Raw genomic sequence first — 25,810 nt, 5'->3', positions numbered from 1 at the left:
TGTAAAGGCTCTTTGTTGATACGCCAAGGCGTTGAGCAACATCCGCGACATCATGACCGCGTTCTGTGATTTGCTTTACAGCTTCGAACTTAAACTCGTCCGTGTATCTGATACCCTTCATGTAACTTACTCCGTTCTGTTTTAGACATTATGATTTGTCTAGCAGAGCGGGTGAAGTCCAAAGATTGGTCTTAGCGATCCTTCCGTTGTATATACCCATCTTATGGGTAGCATACTCTACTAATAAAAAACTAAACCTTTCAAAACGTTTAATAGAGGAATACACGCACAAAGAAGTTTTGAGTAAAACCTATGAGGGTCTGTCAGAGCAAATATCAAATCTCGACAACTCCAAGGCATCAAAAGAGCTGAGAGCAAAATTACTTTATAACATCCTTGAAGTTAGCTCTGAGAATCCGGGTAAATTAATTTCAAACTACGACAAATCCGATCATCCATTAATGGATGCTTTGGAAAAAAGTGTTCAATTAACTAATGCTGTCGACAAACTAGATAAGATTCCAGGGTTATCTAAAATCGCCACCTATCTAGATAAAAAAACAGACAAGTTACTTGCTACAGAAAGTTTTAAAGCTGAAAAAGGTATTGAGATGGTAGAAAAGGCCAAAGCAACTGAAAAGTTGGAGACTTAATTTTTTAATTAGTCAAACGTTACAGAGCAAGCTATCTGTTCAATCTTTTAGCAATAAAAAGCCCAATAAGGGCTTTTTATATTTGACCGATCCAATGTCATTTTTATTGCATATTATGCAGTCTAAAGTTGCAGCTTATGAGGACAGACTTGCAACTTATACTGCGACTCACAACTCCGTTTAAGGATTACGGGCAATCAACTTAACCACACTTACTATCGCCACAGTTCAAACAAGTCATACATCCATCCATCAAGATGCTGGCTTTGGTATTACACTTTTTGCAAAGCTGTGCACCTTTTGGAAAGCCTTCGTCATTTGATTCTTCACCTGACTTGGCGTGTTTTTCCAGGTATTCGGCTTTTTTCTCTTCTACCAGTTTTTGCTGGTGTTCGTCCAAGCCTGGTTTTTTCAGCATGCCGATTTCTTGCAGGTGTTTTTCTACCACTTCACCAATTTCAGCCACCAGGCTAGGCACAAACTTGCCACCTTTTTTAAAGTAGCCACCTGAAGGTTCAAACACGCTTTTCAGCTCTTCTACCAAAAAGGTGACATCGCCACCTTTGCGGAACACGGCAGACATGACGCGGGTCAGCGCGACGATCCACTGAAAGTGTTCCATGTTTTTGGAGTTGATGAAAATTTCGAACGGGCGGCGGTGCTCTTGTGGCGTGCCTTCGTACATGATGACGTCGTTGATGGTGATGTAGAGCGCGTGCTCGGTCACCGGCGTTTTGATTTTGTAGGTGTTACCCACGAGCATATCCGGGCGGCTCAATGGTTCACCCATTTGAATGATGTTTGCGACAGGCGCTGCGGCGGCCTCGGCTGCTTTTTTGTCTTCATCGGTCACCAGTTTGTAGGCGGTGATTTTTTTGTCGATTTTGATTGCCATGCTGTTCTCCCTATTGGAGCTTAATTTTTCAATAAATTCAATCTTTTAAGTTTACTAAAATTTTAGATGGTTGCCGTTACGAGCGATGCCAGTGCCAGACGAAAAGCGGTTTTAAACCGGAGTGTACAAACAAGTACATGAGGATTTAAAACTGCTTTTTAACGCCGCAATGGCGAGCGCAGTCGGCAAACACTAGAATTTTCCGTAGTAGCCTTCTTTAAATGCATCAAAGAGGTTAGCCGCCGTGTGAATCTCACCGTCGTACTCAATCTCTTCGTTACCTTTGGCTTCGATCTCGGTGCCATCTTCCAGCGTGAACTTGTAAGTGGTGCTTTCGAGGTCTTTCTCGGTCACCAATACGCCCTGGAATGCTTCCGGGTTGAAACGGAAAGTCGTGCAGCCTTTCAGGCCTTTGTCATACGCGTAGAGGTAGATGTTCTTGAAATCCTCAAAGTCGTAATCGGTGGGCACGTTAATGGTTTTGGAGATAGAGCTATCAATCCATTTTTGGGCCGCAGCCTGGATATCCACGTGGGCTTTAGCCATGATGGTGGATGAATCGAGGAAGTAGTCCGGCAATTGCTCTTCTGGCTTGTCGCTGAACGGCATGGCGTTGGCATTCACCAGTTCACGGTAAGCCAGCAGCTCGTAGCTGAATACATCGACTTTCTCTTTGGACTTTTTGCCTTCACGGATGACGTTACGCGCATAGTGGTGGGCGAAGCTAGGCTCGATACCGTTGCTGGCGTTATTTGCTAATGACAGCGAAATCGTACCGGTTGGCGCGATGGAGCTATGGTGCGTGAAGCGTACACCCTTGGTTGCGATCTGGTTACGCAGGCCTTCTGGGAACTGCTGCATATAGCGGCTGTATTTACCCAGCAACACTTTACCGGCCAGTTTTTGGCCCACCTTGATGCCGTCAGCCGCCATTTCCGGGCGCACGCGCAGCATGTCGGCAGTGACTTCAAACTTTTCGTCCATGATCGGTGCTGGGCCTTTTTCTTCAGCCAGTTGCACGCCGACTTCCCAGCCCACTTCGGCCATGACACGGGTCACTTCTTCGGTGAATTTCACAGATTCATCATCACCGTATTTCATTTTCAGCATGGTGAGTGTGGAACCCAAGCCTAAATAGCCCATGCCGTGACGGCGTTTGCGGGCGATTTCTTGACGTTGTTGCTCTAATGGCAAACCGTTGATTTCGACCACGTTATCCAGCATGCGGGTGAACACGGCCACCACTTTGTGATATTCATCCCAGTCAAAAGCGGCTTGGTCAGTGAATGGCTCACGCACAAACTTGGTCAGGTTGACTGAGCCCAGCAAACAAGCGCCGTAAGGGGGCAATGGTTGCTCGCCGCAAGGGTTGGTGGCGCGGATGTTTTCGCAGAACCAGTTGTTGTTCATTTCGTTGACGCGGTCGATCAGGATAAAGCCTGGCTCGGCGAAGTCGTAGGTGGAAGACATGATCACGTCCCACAGACGGCGCGCTTTGATGGTTTTGTAGATGCGGCAAGCCACTTTACCGGCCTCTGGGCCATCCAGCTTGGTCAGGTATTTGCCTTTGATCGGCCAGTCGCGCCACACCACTTGCGATTCGTCATTCACATTGAGGCCATCAATAATGGCTTCTTTCTCGGTGACCGGGAACGCCAGACGCCACTCGTCATCGGCTTTCACCGCTTCCATAAATTCTTTGGTGATCAGGCAGCTCAGGTTGAACTGGCGCAAACGGCCGTTTTCACGCTTGGCTTTGATAAAGTCAGTGACATCTGGATGCGAAATATCAAACGTCGCCATTTGCGCACCACGACGGCCACCGGCAGAAGACACGGTAAAACACATTTTGTCGTAGATATCCATAAAGCTTAATGGACCAGACGTGTAGGCGCCCGCGCCCGCGACAAACGCGCCTTTTGGACGCAGGGTTGAAAACTCGTAACCGATACCGCAACCAGCTTTGAGGGTCAGGCCCGCTTCGTGCACCTTGGCCAGAATATTGTCCATGCTGTCTTCGACCACGCCAGACACGGTGCAGTTAATGGTAGAAGTGGCAGGTTTGTGCTCTTGCGCACCGGCATTAGAAGTAATGCGGCCTGCCGGAATCGCGCCACGACGCAACGCCCACAGGAATTTTTCGTGCCATTCGGCTTTTTTGGCTTCGGTGGTCTCAACATCGGCCAGCGCGCGGGCGACGCGGCTGTAAGAATCGTCCATGTCTTGGTCTACATGCTCGCCAGACTTGGTTTTGAGACGGTATTTTTTATCCCAAATATCTAGCGAAACAGGCTGCACCGGAATCTCCACAGCAACCCCTTCTGACACGACCTTCTTTTGTTCAACAGCTTTCAGCATCGAGTTCTCCCACCTTTGGTATTTCTTATTAAATTGATCACGCGCTTTAACCGTCAATCCCCTGCGGCAAAGCGCGTTGCAACCCACATTGGCTTAAAACAAGCGTTGAGACGCTTATTGCGCCGCACGCTATGGCTTGAGGTGCGACTCCGGCTAAACACAATATCTTGTGTTGCTGGCAGTAATTTATGCCTGTAGCTTGTTGACGTCAATGCTTTTTTTGTGCTTTTTTTTGCGACAGAGCGCTTGCATTTTTTGCAGCGTGGTAGAAACAGGCGCTACGGCATAGGTGAGTCATCACTCACCTGTTTTTAGGGTGTGTCGGTAATACAACAAGTATCGTTTTGAGTCGTTTTAAGTCTCCGATGGCGTGCCTGTTCTGTGCGAAAATATCGCCATGCCCAGATTCGTTTATTCCCTACTCATGTGTATGGTGGCTTTTTTGCTACCGCTCAAGTTATTCTGGCGCGGCTTTAAGCAGCCCGAATATCGCCAACACGTGGCTGAGCGCTACGGCTATTACACGCAAACCGCCACTGCGCCGGTGATTTGGGTGCACTGCGTGTCGGTGGGTGAAACGCGCGCCACGCAGCCGCTGATTCATGCATTGCTTGCACACTATCCGCAACACCAGGTGCTGATCACCCACGGCACGCCGACCGGCCGCGACACCAGCAGCCAGCTATTCAAGCAAGAAATCGCCAGCGGCCGCGTGCTGCAAGCCTATTTACCAGTAGATACGGCAGGCGCTGCCAGACGCTTTTTGGCACACTTTAAACCAGCGTTAGGCTTACTGATGGAAACCGAACTGTGGTTTCACCTGATTGGCCAAGCCACACAACTAGGCATCCCCATGGCCCTGCTCAGCGCGCGTTTATCGGCCAAATCGGCGGCTGGCTATTCCAAACTCGGCAGCCTGACGCGCACCGGCTTGCAACAACTGTCACTGGTCGCCGCACAAACCGCCGCCGATGCCGAGCGCCTGCAAGCGTTGGGTGCAAAGCAGCTAATCATCTGCGGTAATTTAAAGTTTGACGTCACGCCGCCAGCGGATAGCGCTATCAAAGGTGCTGAATTGCGCCAGTTGCTAGGTCCAGACCGTACCGTGTTGATGGCGGCCAGCACGCGTGAAGGCGAAGAATTATTAATCCTCGACGCCGTGCAAGGCTCCGACGTGCTCACCCTGCTCGTACCGCGCCATCCACAACGATTTGCCGAGGTTGAATCCCTACTCAAAGCACGTGGCCTGCGCTATGTGTTGCGAACAGAACTTGTGCAACCTCTGAATATAGACGTGCAAGTGGTGCTGGGCAACAGCATGGGCGAAATGTATACCTATTACGAAGCAAGTGACTTTGCCGTGATGGGCGGCAGCTTGCAGCCGCTAGGCGGGCAAAACCTGATTGAAGCGGCGGCCATGGGCGTGCCGACGATATTGGGGCCACATATGTTTAACTTTGCGCAGGTGACGCAAGCGGCAGTGATCGCAGATGCGGCGGTGCAACTAAGCGATGTGGCGGAGTTGCATGACATGATTGCTACGTTGGCGGCGGATAAAAGCAAAGTGCAAACAATGGCGCTCGCGGCGAAGGGGTTTACGGCACAGCATCGAGGGACAACTCAGCGATTGATGACTGCCATTGCGCCATTGTTGAAAAAGTAATTCTTCGAGCGCACAGTCACTGGAGCACTCAATCAAGTTTTTGCTCTACTGCGATATTGTTTTTCGCCTTTAGGCGTCCATTCTTTCTTATGCTTGTCCATAAGAAAGAAGGCAAAGAACAAGACACCCTAGCTTCCGCTTTTTCCCTGCATTGCTCACCAAAACAAGCGGTCACGAAACTCGACCTGGCAGCTCACAAATTGCGTGAGCTGCTGCGGGACTCGAACAGTCGCTCCCTTTACTCTTGTTTTGCCTGTGCTACTCGGCGCGTCAGATAGGGGCCCCGAACACCAGGCGACTGCAACCGTTAACGAACTAAATAAAAACAGAGTCTGGTTTCTTAACCGTCCCAACTTCCACGCTGCTACTTAAATGAGATAAATCCCATTCATCACGCTGAGTAGCGGAGACAAAATAAGAGGAGAGGGAGCGACTGTTTGAGTTCCGCAACAAGCCACGAAGTGTGTGGCTTGTCAGGGCGAGTTTCGTGACCGGCTTATTTTGTTGAGCAACGCAAGGGAGCCGAAGGCCGTGATGGCTGGGTGTCGTCCTCTTTGGTTACTTTCTGGGGGACAAGCACCAGAAAGTGATTCGCCAACAGTCGAAAGAATACGGCAAATCAACCCGCCAATATCACATCCAAACAATTACCTTCATGATCACTCAAATAAAAAAGGCGTACCTCTAAGCACGCCTTTTTAATTCCATCACAAATCAATTACCAAGATTAGGCGCCAACCAGCGCTCCAACCAAGCCTTATCCACATTTCTACGTTTGGCCATATCTTCCAACTGGTCATTGGCAATTTTATCCACACTGAAATACCGCGATTCAGGATGTGCGAAATAGAAGCCACTGACAGCCGCCGCGGGCAACATGGCGTAGCTATCGGTGAGCTGCATGTCGATCTCATTGGCTTGCAGCACCTCAAACATCTGTTCCTTGACCGTATGGTCCGGGCAGGCGGGATAGCCAGGCGCAGGACGGATACCTTGATACTGCTCTTTGATCAAGGCTTCTTTATCCAGGGCTTCATTCGCGGCATAGCCCCACAGATCTTGCCGCACACGCTCGTGCATGTATTCGGCAAACGCCTCGGCCAGACGGTCGGCCAGTGACTTGAACATGATGGCGTTGTAGTCATCATGATTTTTTTCAAAGTCAGCCAGGCGTTTTTCCATGCCCAGGCCTGCAGTCACCGCAAACAGCCCGATGTAATCATCCGTGCCTTTAGGTGCAATAAAGTCGGCCATACACTGGTTAGGTCTGGCGACGCCGTCGATGACCGGTTTCTGCGTTTGCTGGCGCATGCCGTACCAGGTGAGTGCGACCTGACTACGCGTGTCGTCGGTATAAATTTCAATATCGTCGCTATTGACCTGGTTAGCGGGCAACAAGGCGATGACGCCATTGGCGCTGAGCCAGCGGCCATCGATGATGCGTTTGAGCATGACTTGCGCTTCGGCAAACACTTTGGTGGCGGCTTCGCCGACGATTTCATCTTGCAAAATCGCCGGATAAGGGCCGGCGAGATCCCAGGTCTGGAAGAATGGGCCCCAGTCGATGTATTGGGCAATGAGCGCCAGGTCGATATTTTTAAACACGCGGCGGCCGATAAACTTGGGCTTCACTGGCGCAGCAGCGCCGGTAAATTCCAGCTTGGCGGCGTTGGCGCGCGCATCGGCCAAGCTCAACATAGGCACGCCTTTTTTATTGGCGTGCTGATGGCGGGCCTTTTCGTAGTCGGCCTGAATTTCGGCTAAATAAGCGCCGCGCGTTTCTGGCGTCAGCAAGTTTTGCATCACACTCACGGAGCGCGAGGCATCCGGCACGTAAATCACCGGGCCAGTATAGTTAGGCGCAATCTTCACCGCGGTGTGCGCGCGTGAGGTGGTGGCGCCGCCAATCAATAACGGGGTCTGATTTTCAACAAAATGCGGGTCGCGCTGCATCTCTTTGGCGATGTAGGCCATTTCTTCGAGCGACGGCGTAATCAATCCACTGAGGCCGATAATGTCGGCATTTTCGGCTTTGGCCATGGCCAGAATTTCAGCCGCGGGCACCATGACGCCCATATTCACCACCTCGAAGTTGTTGCACTGCAACACCACCGAGACAATGTTTTTGCCGATGTCATGCACGTCACCCTTCACCGTCGCGATCACCACTTTGCCTTTGGGCTTGGCGACTTGGCCGGTGCGGCGCTCCTCGGCGGCTTTTTCTTCTTCAATAAACGGGATCAAATGCGCCACGGCAGATTTCATTACGCGGGCGGATTTGACCACCTGCGGCAAAAACATCTTGCCCTGGCCGAACAGGTCACCGACCACGTTCATGCCGTCCATCAGCGGGCCTTCAATCACATGGATCGGGCGACCGCCTTTGCTCATGATGTCCTGGCGCACTTCTTCGGTGTCGGCGACGATAAAGTCGGTAATGCCATGCACCAGCGCGTATTCCAGGCGCTTGTTGGCAGGCACCGGCGCTTCCGGGGTGCCGCGCCAGGCCAGTGTCGCTTCGGCTTTTTTGCCGCCAGCGACTAAGGTCCCGGCGATTTCAATCATGCGCTCGGTCGCGGCCAGTGGATTGTCAGGGTCGACGACACGGTTAAGCACTACGTCTTCGACGCGCTCACGTAATTCAGGCGCAATATCGTCATACACGCCGACCATGCCAGCGTTGACGATACCCATGGTCATACCCGCCTGGATGGCGTGGTAGAGGAATACGGTATGAATGGCTTCACGCGCAGGCTCGTTGCCGCGGAAGCTAAAACTGACGTTAGACACGCCACCCGAAATACGGGCATAAGGCAGGTTCTGCTTGATCCAGCGGGTGGCTTCGATAAAGTCCACCGCGTAATTGTTGTGCTCTTCGATGCCGGTCGCAATGGCGAAAATATTGGGGTCAAAGATAATATCTTCTGGTGGAAAACCATTACCGACCAATAAGTCATAAGCGCGTTTGCAAATCTCGGTTTTGCGCGCATAGGTATCGGCCTGACCGGTTTCGTCAAACGCCATCACCACCACGGCGGCGCCATAGCGTTGGCACAATTTGGCCTGGCGTAGAAACTCGGCTTCGCCCTCTTTCATCGAAATCGAGTTCACAATCGCTTTGCCCTGTACGCACTTCAAACCGGCTTCAATCACCGCCCATTTGGAGGAGTCGATCATGATGGGCACGCGGGCAATGTCCGGCTCGGAGGCGACCAGATTCAAGAAATGCGTCATGGCTTTGACCGCATCCAGCATGCCTTCGTCCATGTTGATGTCGATGACCTGGGCACCGTTCTCGACCTGCTGGCGCGCCACACTGAGCGCTTCTTCGTATTGCTCGTTGATGATCATGCGCGCAAACGCTTTGGAGCCGGTGACATTGGTGCGCTCACCAACGTTCACAAACAATGATTGCTCATCGATGATAAAGGGCTCCAGGCCAGAGAGCTTGGTGGTCACTGGCAAGCTCGGCACAGCGCGGGGCGGCAAGGCTTTAATCGCTTCGTAAATCGCGTTGATATGGCCGGGCGTCGTGCCGCAGCAACCACCGGCGATATTGATAAAACCACTTTGGGCAAACTCTTTGACCAAACTAGAGGTGACGTCTGGCGTTTCATCAAAGCCGGTGTCGCTCATCGGGTTAGGCAGACCGGCGTTGGGGTAGATACAGACAAAGGTATCAGCGACTTTGCTCAGTTCTTCGGCGTAAGGGCGCATCAGGGTGGCACCGAGCGCACAGTTCAAACCGACTGTGAGTGGTTTGACATGGCGCACCGAATGCCAAAAAGCGGTGACGGTCTGGCCAGACAAAATACGGCCCGAAGCATCGGTCACCGTGCCGGAAATCATGATCGGCCAAGTTTTACCTTGTTCGTCAAAGAACGTTTCAATCGCAAACAGCGCGGCTTTACAGTTGAGCGTATCGAAGATGGTTTCCACCATCAGGATGTCGGCGCCGCCATCGACCAGGCCTCGGATTTGCTCCATGTAGGACGTCACCAGTTGATCAAAGCTGACGTTTCGTGCGGCCGGGTCGTTCACATCGGGTGAAATGGACGCGGTTTTTGGCGTAGGGCCTAAGGCACCGGCGACAAAGCGTCGCTTGTCCGGCGTGCTGTACTTCACACACGCAGCTTTGGCCAGTTTGGCCGCCTCGACGTTCATTTCATACACCAGGTGCGCCATGTGGTAATCGTCTTGCGCGACGCTGGTGGCACCAAAGGTATTAGTTTCGATAATATCGGCGCCAGCGGCCAGGTATTTTTCGTGGATTTCCTGAATCACCTGCGGCTGCGTCAGCGTTAATAGCTCGTTGTTGCCTTTAACAAATAGCTCGCGCTCGCCCGCCGGGCCTTGAAAGTCTGCAAAACGTGCACCGCGATAATCCGCTTCCGTCAGCTTGTATTGCTGAATCATGGTGCCCATGGCGCCATCCAGAATCAGGATGCGTTTTGAAAGCGCGTCACGTAACCATTGTTCAGTCGCGGAAATCGGCAGTTGCGGCATGCGTATCAACTTGAAAATAAAAGCGATATTTTAACACAAGGGCTTTCTGGCACTGCGGCTAGAAATTGAAACGGAAGGTGGTCATCAGCACGTGGTTTTCACGGTCCACGGTGCGCGTATTGATAAACTGGTGCAAGTAGCCAGTTTCGACGTTGGAGAAATCGCTGAATTTCCAGTTGGCGCCTACAAACAGGCGGTTTTGATCAATACCACGTCGTGCGCCCCACTCGGTCTGGTTGAGGTTGATAAATAGCTCGTTAAATGCCACCCACGACAGGCTGGGATGTACACCACTCGGCGTGGTGGCACGCACCATCTGCCGCAAGCGATGCCCGACATCCTGAAAGTCCTCGCGCCGCCGTTGCTCAAGGCGGGTACGGCTGGTGAAGGTGACGTTAGCCACCTCATCAAACTGATACTGGAACTGCTGCCACAAGCGGTTTTCGCGCTGCGACGACTGGCTAGGCGGGTGACTGATAATGGTGTCATAGCCGAGCCAGACACTGGCTTTGGGATTGAACTTGTAAAACACCGACGGCCGCAAAATCAGCTGGTCAAAATGCTGGCCTTCGTCACGCCAGCGTGGATGCGTGTCCATGCTCCAGTAAAAGTTTTCCGCCGGCAATTTACCCTGGGTATAGACGCTAAACCAGTAACGGCCATCTTCTTCGGTGTCAGCCACGGCGTGCGATAAGCCACCAAGGACAAACATAAACAAAACACGGCTGAAAAAAATATGGTCGAATCGGAAAAATGACATTAACATCGCGGCATTCTATGTATCAATATTTTCAGGCATCAACATGGGCGGTAAACCGCTGGCCTGGGCATCTGAGGGGACTGCATGATATCAGGTTTGGTTCAACTCTTTTTGTGGCAGGGCCTGGGCGAACTGCTAAGCAAATTCTTTTTACCCGGCATCCCTGGGCCAGTGCTGGGCTTGCTGCTGCTACTGACTTTTTTATGTGTCAGAAAACAGGTCGATAGCGATCTGGCCATGGTCGCCGACAGCTTCCGCCAGCATCTGGGCTTGCTGTTTGTGCCTGCCTCAGTCGGCGTGTTGCTGTTTTTACCAGAGCTGCAAACCCACGCGCTGGCGGTGAGTACCGCACTCATTGTCAGCGTGATTTTAACCATTGCGGTAACGGCACTGGTGCTCAAAGTGTTGTGGTACTTTTCACTCAAGCGCAATAAAGGGCATCGCCATGAATAAGCGCATCCCGATTTCCGAGATCTGGGTCTACTTATCTGGCGACCCGCTGTTTGCACTGATTATCACGCTAGCCACTTACCAGCTGGGCTACCTGCTGTATGTGCGCGCCAAGCGCAATCCGCTGGTCAATCCGGTCGCCATTTCGGTGATACTCACCTGCCTGGCCATCCATCTGCTCGAGATGCCGTATGAAAAATACTTTGAAGGCGCGCAGTTTGTCCACTTCTTGCTAGGCACCGCGACAGTGGCTTTGGCGGTGCCAATTTACAACGGCTTTAAGCGCATGCAGGGCAAAATTTTTCATATCTGGGTCGCCTTAACGGCTGGCAGTACAGTGTCGATTGTGAGTGCGGTGGCTATCGCCAAACTGATGGGCGCAAGCGATAACATTGTAGGCAGCATGTATGCCAAATCGGTCACAGCGCCGATTGCCATGGGCATTGCCGAACGTCTCAATGTATCACCCACCCTGACCGCCGTGTTTACTGTGATCACAGGCATGCTGGGGGCAATTTTGGCACCTTATATATTGAATAGCGTCAAAGTGCATCAATGGTGGATACGCGGCACAGCGATTGGTGTCGGCGCGCATGGGCTGGGGATTACCCGCGCCTTTAGCGTCAACGAAGAAGCTGGCGTGTTTGCCAGTATGGCCATGGGCTTGAACGGGGTGATTAGCGCGATAGGATTGCCGATTGTGTTGACTTATTTACGACCGCATCTGGGGTTTTAGCTCCGCTAATAAAACATTCTTTTTCGCCTTTAGGCGACCATTCTTTCTTATGCTTGTCTATAAGAAAGAAGGCAAAGAACAAGACACCCTAGCTTCCGCTTTTTCCCTGCGTTGCTCATCAGCGTGGGCGTCCATTGAAACTCGCCCTGACAAGCCACACACTTCGTGGCTTCTTGCGGAACTCAAACAGCCAATGGCCGAATACTCCCACGCTGATTGCGCTACTCGGCGCGGCAGATAGGGCCCATAAAACCACACGCTTTTAATTCGGTTAGATTCTTTGCGTTGCATCCCGCTCGATTACCGTAAAAAAATGGTTTGTAGTTTCAGTTTTGAAGTAGATAAGTTATCTAGCGCCCTGAATTTAACAGGCTTAACTGAATTCCCAGCGTGGTGGGTTTAAACGGGCCCCTATCTGCCGCGCCGAGTAGCGCAGCCAAAACAAGGATGAAGGGAGCGACTGTTCGAGTCCCGCAGCAGCTCACGTACTTTGTGAGCTGCCAGGTCGAGTTTCGTGACCGCTTGTTTTGGTGAGCAACGCAGGAAATAAGCGGAAGCTAGGGTGCATTTCTTTTGGTTACTTGTTCTTTGGGCAAGCAAAGAAAAGTAACTCGCTGAAAAAGCGAAAAACAACCCAACAAACAACCACAACCTCATGGGAAAAAATGCCCACCCTACGATGACTTCTTTGGTGACTTATTTTAAGGCCCAGCACCAGAAAGTGACTCGCCTATAGGCGAAAGAAGTTAAGTGAACATCTCCAAAACAGCGCAAACACGCGCACCAAATTGGTGCGAACAAAACTGACACCCAGCTTACAAATGGCGCTTTTCTTCGAACTAGGCTTGTTTGCGTCTTGTCATTCGCTATGTAAAAGCGTTTAATGTAAGCAATGTAAAGAGCATTTACGATAATATATTTTATGGCTGAGACGTTGTTGACCGATCCGCCATTTCATTTAAATAAATACTGCGCCTCAGGCGACATAACCCACACACCACTACAGAACTGACGTTTTATTTCCGTTAACTGACTTATGCATAAACATCTGAATACCGCCGCGTTGCAGCTCAGACTGTGGGTCGTCACAGTGCTGTTGGCTATGCTCGGCTTTGCATTGGTCGCAGAGTTCTCTGACCACTCCAGCTACAGCGATGACATCGTGCGTGTACGCGTGGCCGAAGTCATCGAATACACCGGCGACGGTGAAACGCCATTCACAGATTTTACGCCCCTCATTTCACCCCCCGTCAGCGTAGCGGTGGCATGCGTGATGCTATTTGCGTTATTGGCGATGCCTCGCCGTCGCGTAGTGCCGCGACCCGTATTTGTTCGTCACCTGCATTCGCGCGCACCGCCCGTCTAGGCCAGGTGTCATTCGCGTTTGCACCCTGCACAACGCCGCTGATTGCCGCCCTCTCCTCGTTCTGACCCAGATCCCTCCCTACGTCCACACTGGACGGCGCCTAAGCTAGCGGTTGTGGTTTGCAACAGGAAAGGATAGTCTGACGATCAAGATCGGCCCGCTGCAGTCAAGCCGTCGCCACACCTGTTTTTGCAAGTATTTCTCTTCATTTTTTAAGATAAGAACACATTATGATTAAACAGAACTTAATCGTTTTAGGCTTGCTTGGCTCTCTGCTCAGCGCTTGTCATCAGGAAGAGGCGCACGAAGAAGCGCCACCGAAACTCGAAGTCACCACGCCATGGCATAAAGACACCATGATCACCAAGGAATACGTCTGCCAGATTCATGCCATCCAGCATATTGAATTACGTGCGCTGGAGCGTGGCTACTTGCAGGATGTATTTGCTGGCGAGGGCCAGGTGATCAAACAGGGTCAGCCCATGTTCAAGATCATGCCTAACGTTTACCAGGTCGATTTATTGAAAGCACAGGCCGAAGCCAAAACCGTGCAAATCGAATATGAAAACACCAAGGCGCTGGCTGAGAAAAACATTGTCTCGCAAAACGAGCTGGCCTTAGGTAAGGCTAAGCTGGACAAAGCTAACGCCGAGGTACAACTGGCACAAACGCACCTCAACTTTACCAATATCAACGCGCCGTTTACCGGCATCATGGACCATTTGCTGGTACGAAAAGGCAGTTTGCTGGATGAAGGCGATTTGCTGACCACGCTATCCGACAACAGCCGTATGTGGGTGTACTTTAACGTGCCAGAAGCCGAGTATCTGGACTTTAAAATTCATCAGAAAAACGAGAAGGGCGTGCCGGTCAAACTGCGCATGGCTAACGGTGCCTTGTTTGACCAGGCCGGTGCCATTGAAACAGTTGAAGCCGACTTTGATAACAAAACTGGCAATATCGAGTTCCGGGCTGACTTCCCTAACCCGCACAGCTTGTTGCGCCACGGCGAGACCGGCACCATTTTGCTGGACGTGCCTTACCCGAACGCGATGCTGATCCCGCAAAAAGCCACCTTTGAAGTGCTGGATAAAACCTTTGTTTATGTGGTGAATAAAGACAAAAAAATCGAGCAACGCATGATTCAAATCGCTGCCGAACTGCCGCATTTGTTTATCGTGAAGTCTGGCCTCAAAGACACGGACACCGTATTGCTAGAAGGCCTGCGCCGCGTTAAAAACGGCCAAAAAATTGACACCGACTACAAAGCACCTGAAAAAGTCGTTCCAGAGCTGGAACTGTACGCAGAATAACCATTAAGGTGAAAAAATCATGTTAAACATCTTCCTCAGACGACCGGTGATGGCGATTGTGCTATCGCTGGTGATGGTTTTCCTCGGCTTTCTGTCGATTAAAACCCTGCCAATTTCGCAGTTTCCGGAAATTGCCCCGCCACGCGTGATTGTGACGCTGGCATTCCCAGGCTCCAGTGCCGATGTATTGGTGCAGTCTTCGCTGATTTCTATCGAACGCGCCATTAACGGTGTGCCAGGCATGAAATACATTGTGTCTGACGCGACCAGTGCCGGTGAAGCGACGATACAGGTGATTTTTGACCTCGGCGTAGACCCCAACGCGGCCATGGTGCTGGTGAAAACCAGGCTGGACCAGGTCATGAGCAAGCTCCCCCCCTTGGTGCAATTAGAGGGGGTGATTGTAAACACGGTACAACCAAGCATGCTGATGTATGTGAACTTGTACAGTAAAGATAAAAACGCCGACGAGAAGTTTTTGTTTAACTACGTCAACGTCAGCGTGATTCCTGAAATTCAGCGCGTACACGGTATCGCACAGGCGCAAAACCTCGGTAGCCGTCAGTTTGCCATGCGGATCTGGCTCAACCCTGAGCGCATGCGTGCTTACAAGGTCTCCAGTAAAGAAGTCATGGATGCGATCAGCAGCCAGAGTGTGATTGGCCGCCCAGGTCGCTTGGGCCAGAGCTCGGGGATTTACGCGCAATCCAAAGAATATGTACTGGTCTACAAAGGCCGTTACAACAAGCCGGAAGAATACGGCAATATTATTATCCGCGCCGATTCTAACGGTGAAATTCTGCACCTGCGTGACATTGCCAAAGTGGAGTTAGGCAGTGAGTTTTTTGATATTTACTCCAACAAAGACGGCTACCCCTCAGCCGCGATTGTGCTCAAACAAAACTACGGTACCAACGCCAGCGAGGTGATTGCTGACGTGAAAACCAAGATGGAAGAGCTGAAGCAAAGCTTTCCAGCAGGCATGGATTATGAAATCAACTATGACGTCTCCAAGTTCCTCGACGCCTCGATTGAAAAAGTGATTCACACGCTGGCAGAAGCGTTTATTCTGGTGGCGCTGGTGGTGTTTATCTTCTTGGGTGACTGGCGCTCAACGCTGATCCCGACGCTGGCGGTGCCGATTTCGCTGATTGGCGCGTTTTTTGTCATGAAGGCGTTTGGGCTCAGTATTAACCTGGTCACGCTGTTTGCCCTCGTGCTCGCCATTGGCGTGGTGGTGGATGACGCCATCGTGGTGGTGGAAGCGGTGCATGCCAAAATGGCCTCTGACCACGTGGGCCCTTACAAAGCAGTGCAGCGCGTGCTGGGTGAAATCGGCGGCGCGATTGTGGCGATTACCTTGCTGATGACCTCGGTATTTATCCCGATCACCTTTATGCCCGGCCCGGTGGGTGTGTTTTACCGCCAGTTCGCCATTACCATGGCTTCTTCTATCGTGCTGTCTGGTATCGTGGCGCTGACCTTAACACCGGTGCTGTGCGCGATGATTCTTAAAGACACGCATGGCCAACCCAAACGCAAAACGCCGATCTCGGTATTTTTGGATGGCTTTAACTGGGTATTTGAAAAGGTCACGGGCCGTTACACCAACTTTTTGGAAAAAGTGGTCACGCTGCGCACGGTCACCTTTATCGTACTGGCGCTGTTCTCAGTCGGTATTTTCTACGTCGACAAAGTCTTGCCAGCCGGGTTTATTCCGGGTGAAGACCAGGGCATGATTTACGCCATTATTCAAACGCCACCGGGATCCACGCTGGAAACCACCAATAAGGTAGCGCGTCACCTGCAAACACTGGCCAAGCAAGTTGAAGGCGTCGAGTCTGTATCGTCACTGGCCGGTTATGAGGTGTTGACTGAAGGGCGTGGGTCTAACGCCGGTACGTGTATTATCAACCTCAAAGACTGGTCCGAGCGCAAGCAGTCAGTGAAACAGATCATTGAAGAACTGGAAGAAAAAACCAAGAACTTTGGTGCGGTGGTTGAGTACTTCCAGCCACCTGCGGTGCCTGGGTATGGTGCGGCATCTGGTTTGTCACTGCGTTTGCTGGATAAAACCACCAGCGCTGACTACTACGTGTTCGATAAAATCAACAAGGAGTTCATGCAGAACCTGGGCAAGCGCAAAGAGCTGACCGGTTTGTTCACGTTCTATGCGGCCAACTATCCGCAATATGAGTTGATTATCGACAACCAGTTGGCGATGCAGAAAAAAGTGTCTATCGAAGATGCCATGAACAACCTGGACATCCTGATCGGTAGTACTTATGAGCAAGGCTTTATCCGCTTTAATAACTTCTTTAAAGTCTATACCCAGGCCGGGCCTGAGTTCCGCCGTTACCCAAGTGACGTGCTGAACTACTTTGTGAAAAACGAAGATGGTGAAATGGTGCCTTACTCTGCATTTATGACGTTGAAAAAGCGCCAGGGTCCGAACGAAATCACCCGTTACAACCTGTATAACTCAGCGGCAATTCGGGCTGAGCCTGCGCCTGGTTACACCACTGAATCCGCCATTAATGCGGTGAAAGAAGTGGCACGTGCCACCCTGCCTAAAGGCTATGACATTGCCTGGGAAGGCCTCTCATACGACGAAGAAAAACGCGGCAATGAAGCGCTGATGATTTTCATCGTGGTGCTGGTGTTTGTGTATATGGTGCTGGCGGCGCAGTATGAAAGCTTTATCTTGCCGTTTGCGGTGATTCTGTCGCTGCCTGCCGGTATTTTTGGCTCGCTGTTCCTGCTCAAAATACTGGGGCTCGCTAACGACATTTACGCACAGGTCGGCCTGATTATGCTGATCGGTCTGCTGGGTAAAAACGCCGTGCTGATTGTGGAATTTGCCGTGCAAAAACATGGTCAGGGCATGTCTATCCGCGATGCGGCGATTGAAGGTGCTAAAACCCGCTTCCGCCCGATTTTGATGACCTCGTTCGCCTTTATTGCGGGCCTGATTCCACTGGTGATTGCTACCGGTGCAGGCGCGGTGGGTAACCGGACCATCGGTACCTCAGCCATGGGCGGCATGTTGTTCGGTACCATCTTCGGTGTGATCGTGATTCCTGGCTTGTACTACATTTTTGGTACGCTGGCCGATGGTAAATCCATGATCCGCAAAGAAGAAACCGAACCATTGACCGAGACCTACAAATACAACTCCCATCAGGATGATGATGATGAAGAATAAGCATTTAACCTGGATGGTGGCTGGGGCAGTGTCGTTGATGCTGCAATCGTGCGCCATCCCATTTATCACCAGCAAACAGGCTGACACCAGCTTGCCGACACAATACCAGGAGGCAACGACCCCGGCGGGTAACAGTGCGAGCGTCAAATGGCAGGACTTTTTTGAGGACCAAAACCTGGTGGCGCTGATTGACACCGCGGTCAACAACAACAAGGAAATTCATATCATGGCGCAACGCATTACGGTTGCGCAGAATGAAATCCAGGCCCGTAAGGGTGAATACTTGCCATTTGTCGGCATCGGCGCCAGCGCCGATAAAGAGAAAGTCGGCAAGTACACCCGCAACGGTGCCGTTGAAGAAAACCTCGATATCAAGGAAGGTCGCTCCAACCCGCGCTTTTTGGGCAACTACCAGTTTGGTCTGGTGGCCTCGTGGGAACTGGACGTGTGGAAGAAACTGCGTAACGCCACCAAGGTCGCGGTCATGGAATACATGGCCACCATTGAGGGCAAAAACTTTTTGGTGACCAACCTGGTGGCCGAAGTGGCGCATGCCTACTACGAGCTGATTGCGCTGGATAATGAATTGCAAACATTAGATCAGAACATTCAGATTCAGCAAAACGCCTTATCCGTGGTGAAAGAGTTGCAGCAATATGCACGTGCTAACTCCTTGGCGGTGAAACGGTTTGATGCCGAGGTGAAAAAAAACCAGAGCCGCCAGTATGTGCTGAAACAAAGCATTGTCGAGACCGAAAACCGCATCAACTATTTGCTAGGGAGAACGCCGCAACCGATCAAGCGCGCCTCTGCTGACTTTATGGCCATGCAGAACAAAGTGATGCAAACTGGCGTGCCATCTGAGTTGTTATCTAATCGCCCGGACATACGCCAGGCGGAGCTTGAGCTCTCGGCGGCCAAGCTGAATATCGATGTGGCCAAAGCCAACTTTTATCCATCGTTTTCAATCCGGGCCGGCTTGGGTTTTCAGGCGTTTGATCCTAAATACCTGCTCAATATCCCGGCTTCCATCATGGCAGGCTTTGGTGGCGAGCTGGTGGCACCGCTCATCAACAGGAATGCCATCGAGGCGCAATACAAGAGCGCTAATGCAGTGCAGATTCAGGCCGCATATGACTACGAGCAAAAGATTATCAACGCCTATATGGAAGTCGCAAACCAGATTGCCAATATCGACAACCTGGATAAAAACTACCAGTTGAAAAACAAGCAAGTGGAAGCGTTGACGCAATCGATTGACGTTGCCAACCAGCTGTTTAAAGCGGCGCGGGCTGACTATATGGAAGTATTGCTCACGCAACGCGATGCGCTGGATGCCAAAATGGAGTTGATCGAAACCAAACAGCAGCAAGTGGCGGCGGTGGTCGATTTGTACCGCTCGCTGGGTGGCGGCTGGCAAACGCCTGACGCAACGACTACCAAGCAGTAAGCACGTTTAATCAATAAGCATAGCAAAACTAAAAGGGAGAAGTGCCGTTGGCCTTCTCCCTTTTTTATATCTTTTTACGGCTATTTTTTAGTGCTGATTACCGCCCCGCGTCGGGCGCTGGCAGATAGGCCATCAACCAGTGCTCAATCACCACCACGATATAGGCCTGCTCTTCCAGCGTGAGTGCCCGCCCTTCGGCCATGCGGTGCCACTTACTTAAACAGCCCCGGCAACAGGTGGCGGTGGCGTGTTGTGCCACAAACACCGGGTGACCTCGCATCGGCGTTTGCTGGCCATCGTTGGCGACTACCGCAGGGGCCAGCCGCTCGGCAATAAAGCGTTCGGCGTGATCGAGTATGATCGGCAGGCCTTTTTGTTGCAGATAATGCAGGTCTTTGGCGTTTAGGCGAAAACCAGTACGAAAAGTGGAGCGTTGCAAGGCTTGAAACAACGATTCCAGATCACGCATCGCATTAATGCAGCTGTGAAAGATGCAGATCGCGCAATTTGGGCGCTTTGATCGCAGTGACACCGACCACGGCAATGGTCATGCAGCCGCCAAATACCACCGACGGCACCAGCCCCATCAGCCTGGCGGTCAGGCCAGACTCAAACGCGCCTAACTCATTGGAGGAGCCGATAAAAATGCCGTTGATCGCAGACACACGACCACGCATATTATCCGGCGTCGCCAATTGCAGAATGGTTTGGCGCAAAATGACCGACACCGCGTCCATCATGCCGGAAATCGCTAAAATCACAATCGCCAGCCAATAGGTGCTACAGAGGCCGAATGCAATCATGCACAGGCCAAACCCGGCCACGGCCAGCAACAGCCAGCGGCCGCTATGCTGATGAATCGGGTGCTTGGCCAGCCAGAGGCCGGTGACAATCGCCCCCAAGGCGGGCGCCGCACGCAAAATACCCAGCCCTTCCGGGCCCATCTGGTAAACATCATGCACAAACGCGGGCAGCATGGCCACCGTGCCGCCAAACAACACGGCAAACATATCGAGCAACTGTGCCCCGAGTACTACCTGCGTGCGCCGCACAAAACGTAAGCCCTCGCCTATGCTGGCAAACACGGCCATCGGCGCATGATTATGATGCTCTTGCACGCGCAAGGTAGTCGCAGCAATCGCCGCCCCTAATGCCAGGATAGCGGACAAGCCGTAAGCGATCGACTTATCGGCAAAGCCGATCAACAAGCCGCCGATGGCAGGCCCCACAATCAGGCCAATCTGAAACATAGAACTGCCAATACCGGAGGCTTTGGCGATAGAGGCCCGTGGAATAATCAAGGCAAACAAGGTGTTATAACTTGGCGAAATCAAGGCACGCGCAAAGCCCGTGAGCGCCACCGTGCCATAAATCCACCTGGCAGCCTCTGGTGTAGGATGCTGGGTAATGACCACCAGCAGCCCGGCATTGAGTGCCAGAAACAAAGCAGACAGCACGGCAAAACCGCGCCGCGAAAAATAATGGTCAACCGCGTGCCCGGCAAACAAGGCACTGCCCATATAGGGGATCACTTCTGCCAAGCCAATCAGCCCAAGCGACCACGGGTCGTGCGTGAGCTCATAAATATGCCAGCCAATGGCCACCATCATCATCTGGTACGAAAGCACCATCAAAATACGATAGGACAGCAACTTGGGGAACGCATAGCCCTGATGGGCCAGAATCTGACGAACGGATAAAGACATGGCTGCATTATACGCTATCCCCACCAGCCGCCTGCGCATTGGCTTCTTGCGTCATAATCGCCTAAAATACGCAGGCGGGTGCAGTGAATCAGGCAGTAGGCGGTGACGCTGATGAGCCGTCGTTGACCTCGTGCGACCCTGCCGATATAGATGAGGCGCACCCGCCTCAGTAACACCAAGGGATGAGTCGCACCCGCCCCCACCTGACAAGGAGCGCGTAGCAAGATGCGTTACTTTTACCAATCCTGGCTGATGACACTGCTGTTGAGCCTACCGTTGCCCACACTGGCGCGCGAGGTCATGCAGTTATGGGTCACGGTCGACTGGGAAGGCCTGTCGCTGCAAGAAGACAATCTGCAAGCCATGCAGAAATTTCGGCAGCAGTTTCCACAAGTGCCGCTACTACACCTGATTAATCCCGCTTATTTTGTCCAGCCAGGCATCAACCGTGCGCAAGTGGGTAGCCAGATACGCAGCACTTTTTTGCCACACGACACCATCGGCCTGCATATACACCCCATGCGCACGCTGGTGAATTATTGCGGCATCCGCTATCAGTCTGCGCCGTCGATTTCTGGCGCCGATGAAAATTGCACGCACGCGAGTTGCGGCCACACCGTCAGCCTGGAATATGCCTATAGCCAGACCGAACTCACGCAGTTGGTCAGTTGTGCCAGCGAACTCATGGTGAGCAACGGCTTTAATTATCCGCGCCATTTTCGGGCGGGGGCCTGGCAGTTTGGTCCCAAGCTGCAAGCTGCGCTGGAGGCCAACCATTTTTTGTGGGATAGTTCGCGGATTGACGCCAACCTGCTCACCACGCGCTGGCATGTCGATAGCCCCTTGGTCAAACTGTTACAACAACTGCACCCGCGTAAAATCACCAACACGGAAAACACATTTCTGGATCAACCCTATGCCCTGGGCTTTCAACTGATGGAATACCCTGACAACGCTGCCATGGCCGATTACACCAGCGCAAAGCAGTTGCTCACCTTGTTTGAGCAATTATTAAATGCCCACCAGCCGGTGATGGTCATGGGTTTTCATCAGGAGTCTGCCGCAGACTACCTGCTGCGCCTGGAACGCGCGATTCCGCGCATGGAACAATTAGCCAAACAACACCATGTCACCCTGCAATGGATGCCATAACGAGACACGATGGATTTATTTTCTGAACAGCCAACTGCGCCGATAGCCATCGCAACCGGGGCCTATTGGCTACCTGGCTTTGCCCTCCCCGACATGGCCGCACTGTGGCAATGTGTCATGCAGCATTTGTTGGCGCATCCAGCCCAGTGCATGATGACGCCCATGGGTTACCCGATGTCGGTAGCGACCAGCAGCATGGGGGAGTGGGGCTGGGTCAGCGATGCTCAAAGCTATGGCTATCGCGCGCACAATCCACTGACAGGGGAACCATGGCCCGCAATCCCGCCAGCCATATTGCAACTGGCGGCAAGTGCGGCCGCAGAGGCCGGTTACAGCGATTTTGTGCCCGACAGCTGCCTGATGAATAGTTACGCACCAGGCAGCAAAATGGGCTTGCATCAGGACAAAGACGAACAGGACTTTTCGCAGCCGATTGTCTCGGTATCCCTAGGGCTCCCGGCGACATTTATGTTTGGCGGCGCTAAACGCAGTGACAAATCTGTGCGTATTCCGTTACAACATGGCGATGTGGTGGTGTGGGGCGGTGCCAGCCGACGCTTTTATCACGGTGTAGCAGTAGTCAAGCCAGGCGAACATGCGCTGACGGGGCACAGGCGCATTAATCTGACCTTGAGAAAAGCAAGATAATCCTTCTTAAAGGGCGCGCTGCCGCGCTTGTATACTGGCAAACAGTGTGCGTAATGTATGATGAGCATCAAAAAGCCGCTTCACTTCCGGGTTGCATCTGTTGTTCAAAAGAGTAAACTGAAACTGTCTTATCGCGCTTTCGCGCAGTGAATAACTCGCGAAATCCGGTGGGGCAATTTCAGAAAAAGGAGTTTGTCATGAATTTACAACTTACAGGACATCATTTAGAAATCACACCGGCATTGCGCGAGTACGTGTTATCCAAGTTCTCCCGCATCAGCAATCACTTTGATCATGTGATTGATGTCAAAGTCACCATGTCTGTTGAAAAGCTTGCCCAAAAGGTTGAAGCGACACTACATGTGCCAGGCAACGATTTACACGCAACCTGCAGCGATGACAATATGTATAGTGCCATCGACATGCTGACTGACAAACTTGACCGTCAGGTATTGAAACACAAGGAAAAACACGGTGACCATCATAAATCTGGTGGCGCAGTCAAACACCAGTTAAGTTCCTAAGTCTTGCCTCTCGTTCTCTACCCGCCCGGGTAGAGAACTCATCACCCGCCACACCGCATTTTTACGTCATTTCACCCCCGCCAATCTGCAATCAGTTGTAAAATGGATGTCCATTCCACGTTTATATGTTGGCAACACGTATGGCGCAAATCTCAGTCACTGATTTGTACAAACAGATTCGCAGCAAACTCAAATTGAAATGGGTGGCAGGTGAGTCTGGCGGTCAAAAAATACTGAACTCTGGCACGGTTACCAAGCCCTCGTTGGCGCTGGTCGGACATTTAAACTTTGTGCACCCCAACCGCGTACAAGTGCTGGGCTGTGCCGAAATGGACTATCTGGCAAGCCTGAGCATATTGGCACTGCAGCAAGCCGTGAGTAATTTATTCTCGACCGACCTGGCGATGGTGGTCGTGGCCAACGGCGAAAAAGTGCCATCCATCATGCTGGAGGCCGCCCAGCAAACACAAACCCCCTTATTTACCACTCCCATGATCAGCCCGCAGCTGATGGAGTTGCTCAGCCACTACCTGGCCGTGGCGACCGCAGAAACCACCAGTATGCATGGCGTGTTTATGGAGGTGCAAGGTTTTGGCGTGCTCATCACCGGCAGTGCAGCGATTGGTAAAAGCGAGCTGGCGCTGGAACTCATTTCACGCGGTCACCGCTTGGTCGCCGACGACATTGTCGACTTTTACCGCACCTCACCAGAACGCGTTGAAGGGCGCTGCCCAGAGCTGCTTCAAGATTTTTTAGAGGTACGTGGCCTGGGCATTTTGAACATCCGCGCACTCTATGGTGATAATGCGGTCAAACCAACCAAGCCACTGGACATGATGATACAGCTGGAACTGGCCGATGAAATGAAGCCGCAAGACCTCGACCGCCTGAGTGCCAACCGGCAAACCCAGCGCGTGATGGATGTCGAAATCAGCAAAGTCATTATTCCGATTGCGGCTGGCCGCAACATTTCGGTGCTGGTGGAAGCCGCTGTGCGCAACCATATGCTCTTGTTGCGCGGCGTCAATGCCACCAAACAACTCACCCAGCGGCAAAAACAAATCATGCTGAGAGAAAGCAAATTACGATGAAAAGGGTGGTTACATGCAGCTGGTGATTGTCACAGGGTTATCTGGCTCGGGTAAAACCATCGCTTTGCGGGTGTTTGAAGACAGCGGCTATTACTGTATTGACAACCTGCCTGCCACCTTGCTGCCGCATATCCAGAGCCACGTCGCCAACCGTGATGCGGCCAAGGTCGCTGTCAGCATTGATAGCCGCAGCATTGCGATTGAATCACTGCCGGATATCTTGCAAACCCTGAAAGCCCAGGGCATTGCCGTGCACTTGCTGTTCTTGGACGCCAACCTGGAAACGCTGGTCAAACGCTTCTCTGAAACCCGGCGCAAACATCCGCTGAGCACGCCTGATCAGGCACTGGCCGAAAGCATTAACCATGAACGCGACCTGCTGTCGGGGCTCGACAACCTGGGGCATCATGTAGACACCAGTAATTTATCCGCCAATGCCTTGCGTCACCATACGCGTGACTGGATGCTGCAAATTGAGCAAAGCTATCAGCAATCGCGGCCACATTCGCTGGTGTTGTCGTTTATTTCGTTTGGATTCAAACACGGCATTCCACTCGATGCCGACTTTGTGTTTGATGTGCGCAGCCTGCCTAACCCGCATTACGACCCGATTTTGCGCCCTTACAATGGCAAACAGGCGCCAATTCAGCAATTTTTGCAAAACGAACCACAAGTGCTTGAAATGCAGCGTGACATTCAGCACTATATAGAAAAATGGCTACCAAGCTTTTATCACGATCATCGCAGCTACGTCACCATCGGCATCGGCTGCACCGGGGGGCAACACCGTTCTGTCTATCTGGTGGAACAACTGGGGGCATATTTCAAGCAACAGCATCAAGTCATGATACGTCATCGTGAGTTGCAAGATGCGCATGCCGCAACCTCCCCCTAATTTACGGATTCTGAGAGCAAAATTATGATTGGTGTATTGATTATTGCGCATGGCAGCCTGGGCCCCAGCCTGATCGATTGCGCGACGCATGTGATGGGCAATCGCCCGGCACAGCTGGATTTTCTGGAAATCTCAAAACATGACGACCCTGCCAGTGTGTTGCCCAAGGCAGAAGCGCTGGTTAAAAGCCTGGATAGTGGCCAAGGCGTATTGGTGTTGTCAGATATTTATGGCGCGACCCCCTGCAACATCGTCACCCGGCTGTTAACACCTGATGCCATTGAAGGCGTCGCTGGCGTCAACCTGCCGATGCTGGTCCGCGTGCTTAACTATCGCCATGAAGGCCTGCATTCCTGCATCCAGAAAGCCCTCAGTGGCGGCCGCGATGGCGTTGTCCACTTTACCAAAACCACCTGTCATCACGCACAATAACACTTAC

The 25,810-nt window shown here is 52.0% G+C and carries 21 protein-coding genes; 14 read left to right on the top strand and 7 right to left on the bottom strand.

All coding sequences use genetic code 11. The features are described 5' to 3' along the window. Positions 1-121 (bottom strand): transposase (locus tag E6Q52_RS09850; RefSeq protein WP_292821530.1); only part of this gene is annotated, 121 nt, incomplete at its 3' end. A gap of 34 nt (positions 122-155) precedes the next feature. On the opposite strand from E6Q52_RS09850, the gene E6Q52_RS09845 reads away from it, so the two are divergent. Next, positions 156-653, top strand: coding sequence for a hypothetical protein (locus tag E6Q52_RS09845; protein ID WP_292821524.1), 498 nt, complete (start codon positions 156-158; stop codon positions 651-653). A 202-nt stretch (positions 654-855) separates the two neighbouring features. On the opposite strand, the gene E6Q52_RS09840 is transcribed toward E6Q52_RS09845, so the two are convergent. Next, positions 856-1,548 (bottom strand): NrdJb, encoded by a 693-nt coding sequence (locus E6Q52_RS09840; RefSeq protein WP_194752666.1) that lies wholly within the window; start codon positions 1,546-1,548, stop codon positions 856-858. A 192-nt stretch (positions 1,549-1,740) separates the two neighbouring features. After that, positions 1,741-3,906, bottom strand: coding sequence for an adenosylcobalamin-dependent ribonucleoside-diphosphate reductase (locus E6Q52_RS09835; RefSeq protein WP_292821521.1), 2,166 nt, complete (start codon positions 3,904-3,906; stop codon positions 1,741-1,743). 397 nt (positions 3,907-4,303) lie between these two features. On the opposite strand from E6Q52_RS09835, the gene waaA reads away from it, so the two are divergent. Continuing rightward, a complete protein-coding gene (gene waaA / locus E6Q52_RS09830) occupies positions 4,304-5,569 on the top strand; it encodes a lipid IV(A) 3-deoxy-D-manno-octulosonic acid transferase (RefSeq protein WP_292821519.1) in 1,266 nt (421 codons plus the stop codon). Between the two features lie 714 nt (positions 5,570-6,283). On the opposite strand, the gene metH is transcribed toward waaA, so the two are convergent. Further along, positions 6,284-10,075: a methionine synthase gene (gene metH, locus E6Q52_RS09825; RefSeq protein WP_292821517.1), complete on the bottom strand. Its 3,792-nt coding sequence runs from the start codon at positions 10,073-10,075 to the stop codon at positions 6,284-6,286. Positions 10,076-10,133: 58 nt separating this feature from the next. Further along, positions 10,134-10,841, bottom strand: a complete 708-nt coding sequence (locus E6Q52_RS09820) for a DUF2490 domain-containing protein (RefSeq protein WP_292821515.1) — start codon at positions 10,839-10,841, stop codon at positions 10,134-10,136. Between the two features lie 78 nt (positions 10,842-10,919). Here E6Q52_RS09820 and E6Q52_RS09815 point away from each other — a divergent pair, with 78 nt between their 5' ends. The 6 genes from E6Q52_RS09815 (at position 10,920) to E6Q52_RS09790 (ending at position 19,355) form a co-directional block, all read left to right on the top strand. Next, positions 10,920-11,288 (top strand): CidA/LrgA family protein, encoded by a 369-nt coding sequence (locus E6Q52_RS09815; RefSeq protein ID WP_292821513.1) that lies wholly within the window; start codon positions 10,920-10,922, stop codon positions 11,286-11,288. Next, positions 11,281-12,021 (top strand): LrgB family protein, encoded by a 741-nt coding sequence (locus E6Q52_RS09810; RefSeq protein ID WP_292821511.1) that lies wholly within the window; start codon positions 11,281-11,283, stop codon positions 12,019-12,021. The genes E6Q52_RS09815 and E6Q52_RS09810 overlap by 8 nt, the downstream gene beginning before the upstream one ends. 1,036 nt (positions 12,022-13,057) lie before the next feature. Continuing rightward, positions 13,058-13,387 carry a hypothetical protein gene (locus tag E6Q52_RS09805; protein ID WP_292821509.1) on the top strand — a complete coding sequence of 110 codons (330 nt, stop codon included), beginning with the start codon at positions 13,058-13,060 and terminating at the stop codon, positions 13,385-13,387. Between the two features lie 230 nt (positions 13,388-13,617). After that, complete coding sequence (locus E6Q52_RS09800; protein ID WP_292821507.1) at positions 13,618-14,700, top strand: efflux RND transporter periplasmic adaptor subunit; 1,083 nt, start codon at positions 13,618-13,620, stop codon at positions 14,698-14,700. Between the two features lie 19 nt (positions 14,701-14,719). Beyond that, entirely contained in the window at positions 14,720-17,905 is a 3,186-nt protein-coding gene (locus tag E6Q52_RS09795; protein WP_292821505.1) for an efflux RND transporter permease subunit, read from the top strand. Further along, a complete protein-coding gene (locus tag E6Q52_RS09790) occupies positions 17,895-19,355 on the top strand; it encodes a TolC family protein (RefSeq protein WP_292821503.1) in 1,461 nt (486 codons plus the stop codon). The genes E6Q52_RS09795 and E6Q52_RS09790 overlap by 11 nt, the downstream gene beginning before the upstream one ends. 97 nt (positions 19,356-19,452) lie before the next feature. On the opposite strand, the gene E6Q52_RS09785 is transcribed toward E6Q52_RS09790, so the two are convergent. Both E6Q52_RS09785 and E6Q52_RS09780 read right to left on the bottom strand, forming a co-directional pair. Further along, positions 19,453-19,824 carry a DUF4186 domain-containing protein gene (locus E6Q52_RS09785; RefSeq protein ID WP_292821501.1) on the bottom strand — a complete coding sequence of 124 codons (372 nt, stop codon included), beginning with the start codon at positions 19,822-19,824 and terminating at the stop codon, positions 19,453-19,455. A 4-nt stretch (positions 19,825-19,828) separates the two neighbouring features. Next, the gene (locus E6Q52_RS09780) at positions 19,829-21,061 is read right to left on the bottom strand and encodes an MFS transporter (protein WP_292821499.1); all 1,233 of its coding nucleotides are present in this window, start codon (positions 21,059-21,061) and stop codon (positions 19,829-19,831) included. Between the two features lie 225 nt (positions 21,062-21,286). Between E6Q52_RS09780 and E6Q52_RS09775 the strand changes: the two genes are divergently transcribed. From E6Q52_RS09775 to E6Q52_RS09750, 6 genes are all read left to right on the top strand, one after another. Beyond that, positions 21,287-22,213, top strand: coding sequence for a hypothetical protein (locus tag E6Q52_RS09775; RefSeq protein WP_292821497.1), 927 nt, complete (start codon positions 21,287-21,289; stop codon positions 22,211-22,213). Between the two features lie 9 nt (positions 22,214-22,222). Continuing rightward, a complete protein-coding gene (gene alkB, locus E6Q52_RS09770; RefSeq protein WP_292821495.1) occupies positions 22,223-22,861 on the top strand; it encodes a DNA oxidative demethylase AlkB in 639 nt (212 codons plus the stop codon). 197 nt (positions 22,862-23,058) lie between these two features. Next, the gene (gene raiA / locus E6Q52_RS09765) at positions 23,059-23,385 is read left to right on the top strand and encodes a ribosome-associated translation inhibitor RaiA (protein WP_292821493.1); all 327 of its coding nucleotides are present in this window, start codon (positions 23,059-23,061) and stop codon (positions 23,383-23,385) included. 140 nt (positions 23,386-23,525) lie between these two features. After that, positions 23,526-24,476: an HPr(Ser) kinase/phosphatase gene (hprK, locus tag E6Q52_RS09760; RefSeq protein WP_292821491.1), complete on the top strand. Its 951-nt coding sequence runs from the start codon at positions 23,526-23,528 to the stop codon at positions 24,474-24,476. 13 nt (positions 24,477-24,489) lie between these two features. Then, positions 24,490-25,371 carry an RNase adapter RapZ gene (gene rapZ / locus E6Q52_RS09755; RefSeq protein WP_292821489.1) on the top strand — a complete coding sequence of 294 codons (882 nt, stop codon included), beginning with the start codon at positions 24,490-24,492 and terminating at the stop codon, positions 25,369-25,371. Positions 25,372-25,395: 24 nt separating this feature from the next. Next, positions 25,396-25,803 (top strand): PTS sugar transporter subunit IIA, encoded by a 408-nt coding sequence (locus E6Q52_RS09750; RefSeq protein WP_292821487.1) that lies wholly within the window; start codon positions 25,396-25,398, stop codon positions 25,801-25,803. Positions 25,804-25,810 lie beyond the last annotated feature (7 nt).

Source organism: Methylophilus sp. (assembly GCF_008015755.1).
Taxonomy (GTDB): domain Bacteria; phylum Pseudomonadota; class Gammaproteobacteria; order Burkholderiales; family Methylophilaceae; genus Methylophilus.
Note: the sequence above shows the minus strand (reverse complement) of the source record. Positions and strands in the feature narration are given on the sequence as shown.

Excerpts from the sequence above, each read along its gene's own strand:
- E6Q52_RS09805 (WP_292821509.1), top strand. The coding sequence starts at position 13,058 with ATGCATAAACATCTGAATACCGCCGCGTTGCAGCTCAGACTGTGGGTC.
- E6Q52_RS09780 (WP_292821499.1), bottom strand. The coding sequence starts at position 21,061 with ATGTCTTTATCCGTTCGTCAGATTCTGGCCCATCAGGGCTATGCGTTC.
- metH (WP_292821517.1), bottom strand. The coding sequence starts at position 10,075 with ATGCCGCAACTGCCGATTTCCGCGACTGAACAATGGTTACGTGACGCG.
- waaA (WP_292821519.1), top strand. The coding sequence starts at position 4,304 with ATGCCCAGATTCGTTTATTCCCTACTCATGTGTATGGTGGCTTTTTTG.
- E6Q52_RS09785 (WP_292821501.1), bottom strand. The coding sequence starts at position 19,824 with ATGCGTGATCTGGAATCGTTGTTTCAAGCCTTGCAACGCTCCACTTTT.
- E6Q52_RS09810 (WP_292821511.1), top strand. The coding sequence starts at position 11,281 with ATGAATAAGCGCATCCCGATTTCCGAGATCTGGGTCTACTTATCTGGC.
- E6Q52_RS09790 (WP_292821503.1), top strand. The coding sequence starts at position 17,895 with ATGAAGAATAAGCATTTAACCTGGATGGTGGCTGGGGCAGTGTCGTTG.
- raiA (WP_292821493.1), top strand. The coding sequence starts at position 23,059 with ATGAATTTACAACTTACAGGACATCATTTAGAAATCACACCGGCATTG.
- E6Q52_RS09775 (WP_292821497.1), top strand. The coding sequence starts at position 21,287 with ATGCGTTACTTTTACCAATCCTGGCTGATGACACTGCTGTTGAGCCTA.
- E6Q52_RS09815 (WP_292821513.1), top strand. The coding sequence starts at position 10,920 with ATGATATCAGGTTTGGTTCAACTCTTTTTGTGGCAGGGCCTGGGCGAA.
- E6Q52_RS09835 (WP_292821521.1), bottom strand. The coding sequence starts at position 3,906 with ATGCTGAAAGCTGTTGAACAAAAGAAGGTCGTGTCAGAAGGGGTTGCT.
- hprK (WP_292821491.1), top strand. The coding sequence starts at position 23,526 with ATGGCGCAAATCTCAGTCACTGATTTGTACAAACAGATTCGCAGCAAA.
- E6Q52_RS09820 (WP_292821515.1), bottom strand. The coding sequence starts at position 10,841 with ATGTTAATGTCATTTTTCCGATTCGACCATATTTTTTTCAGCCGTGTT.
- E6Q52_RS09800 (WP_292821507.1), top strand. The coding sequence starts at position 13,618 with ATGATTAAACAGAACTTAATCGTTTTAGGCTTGCTTGGCTCTCTGCTC.
- rapZ (WP_292821489.1), top strand. The coding sequence starts at position 24,490 with ATGCAGCTGGTGATTGTCACAGGGTTATCTGGCTCGGGTAAAACCATC.
- E6Q52_RS09795 (WP_292821505.1), top strand. The coding sequence starts at position 14,720 with ATGTTAAACATCTTCCTCAGACGACCGGTGATGGCGATTGTGCTATCG.
- alkB (WP_292821495.1), top strand. The coding sequence starts at position 22,223 with ATGGATTTATTTTCTGAACAGCCAACTGCGCCGATAGCCATCGCAACC.
- E6Q52_RS09750 (WP_292821487.1), top strand. The coding sequence starts at position 25,396 with ATGATTGGTGTATTGATTATTGCGCATGGCAGCCTGGGCCCCAGCCTG.
- E6Q52_RS09840 (WP_194752666.1), bottom strand. The coding sequence starts at position 1,548 with ATGGCAATCAAAATCGACAAAAAAATCACCGCCTACAAACTGGTGACC.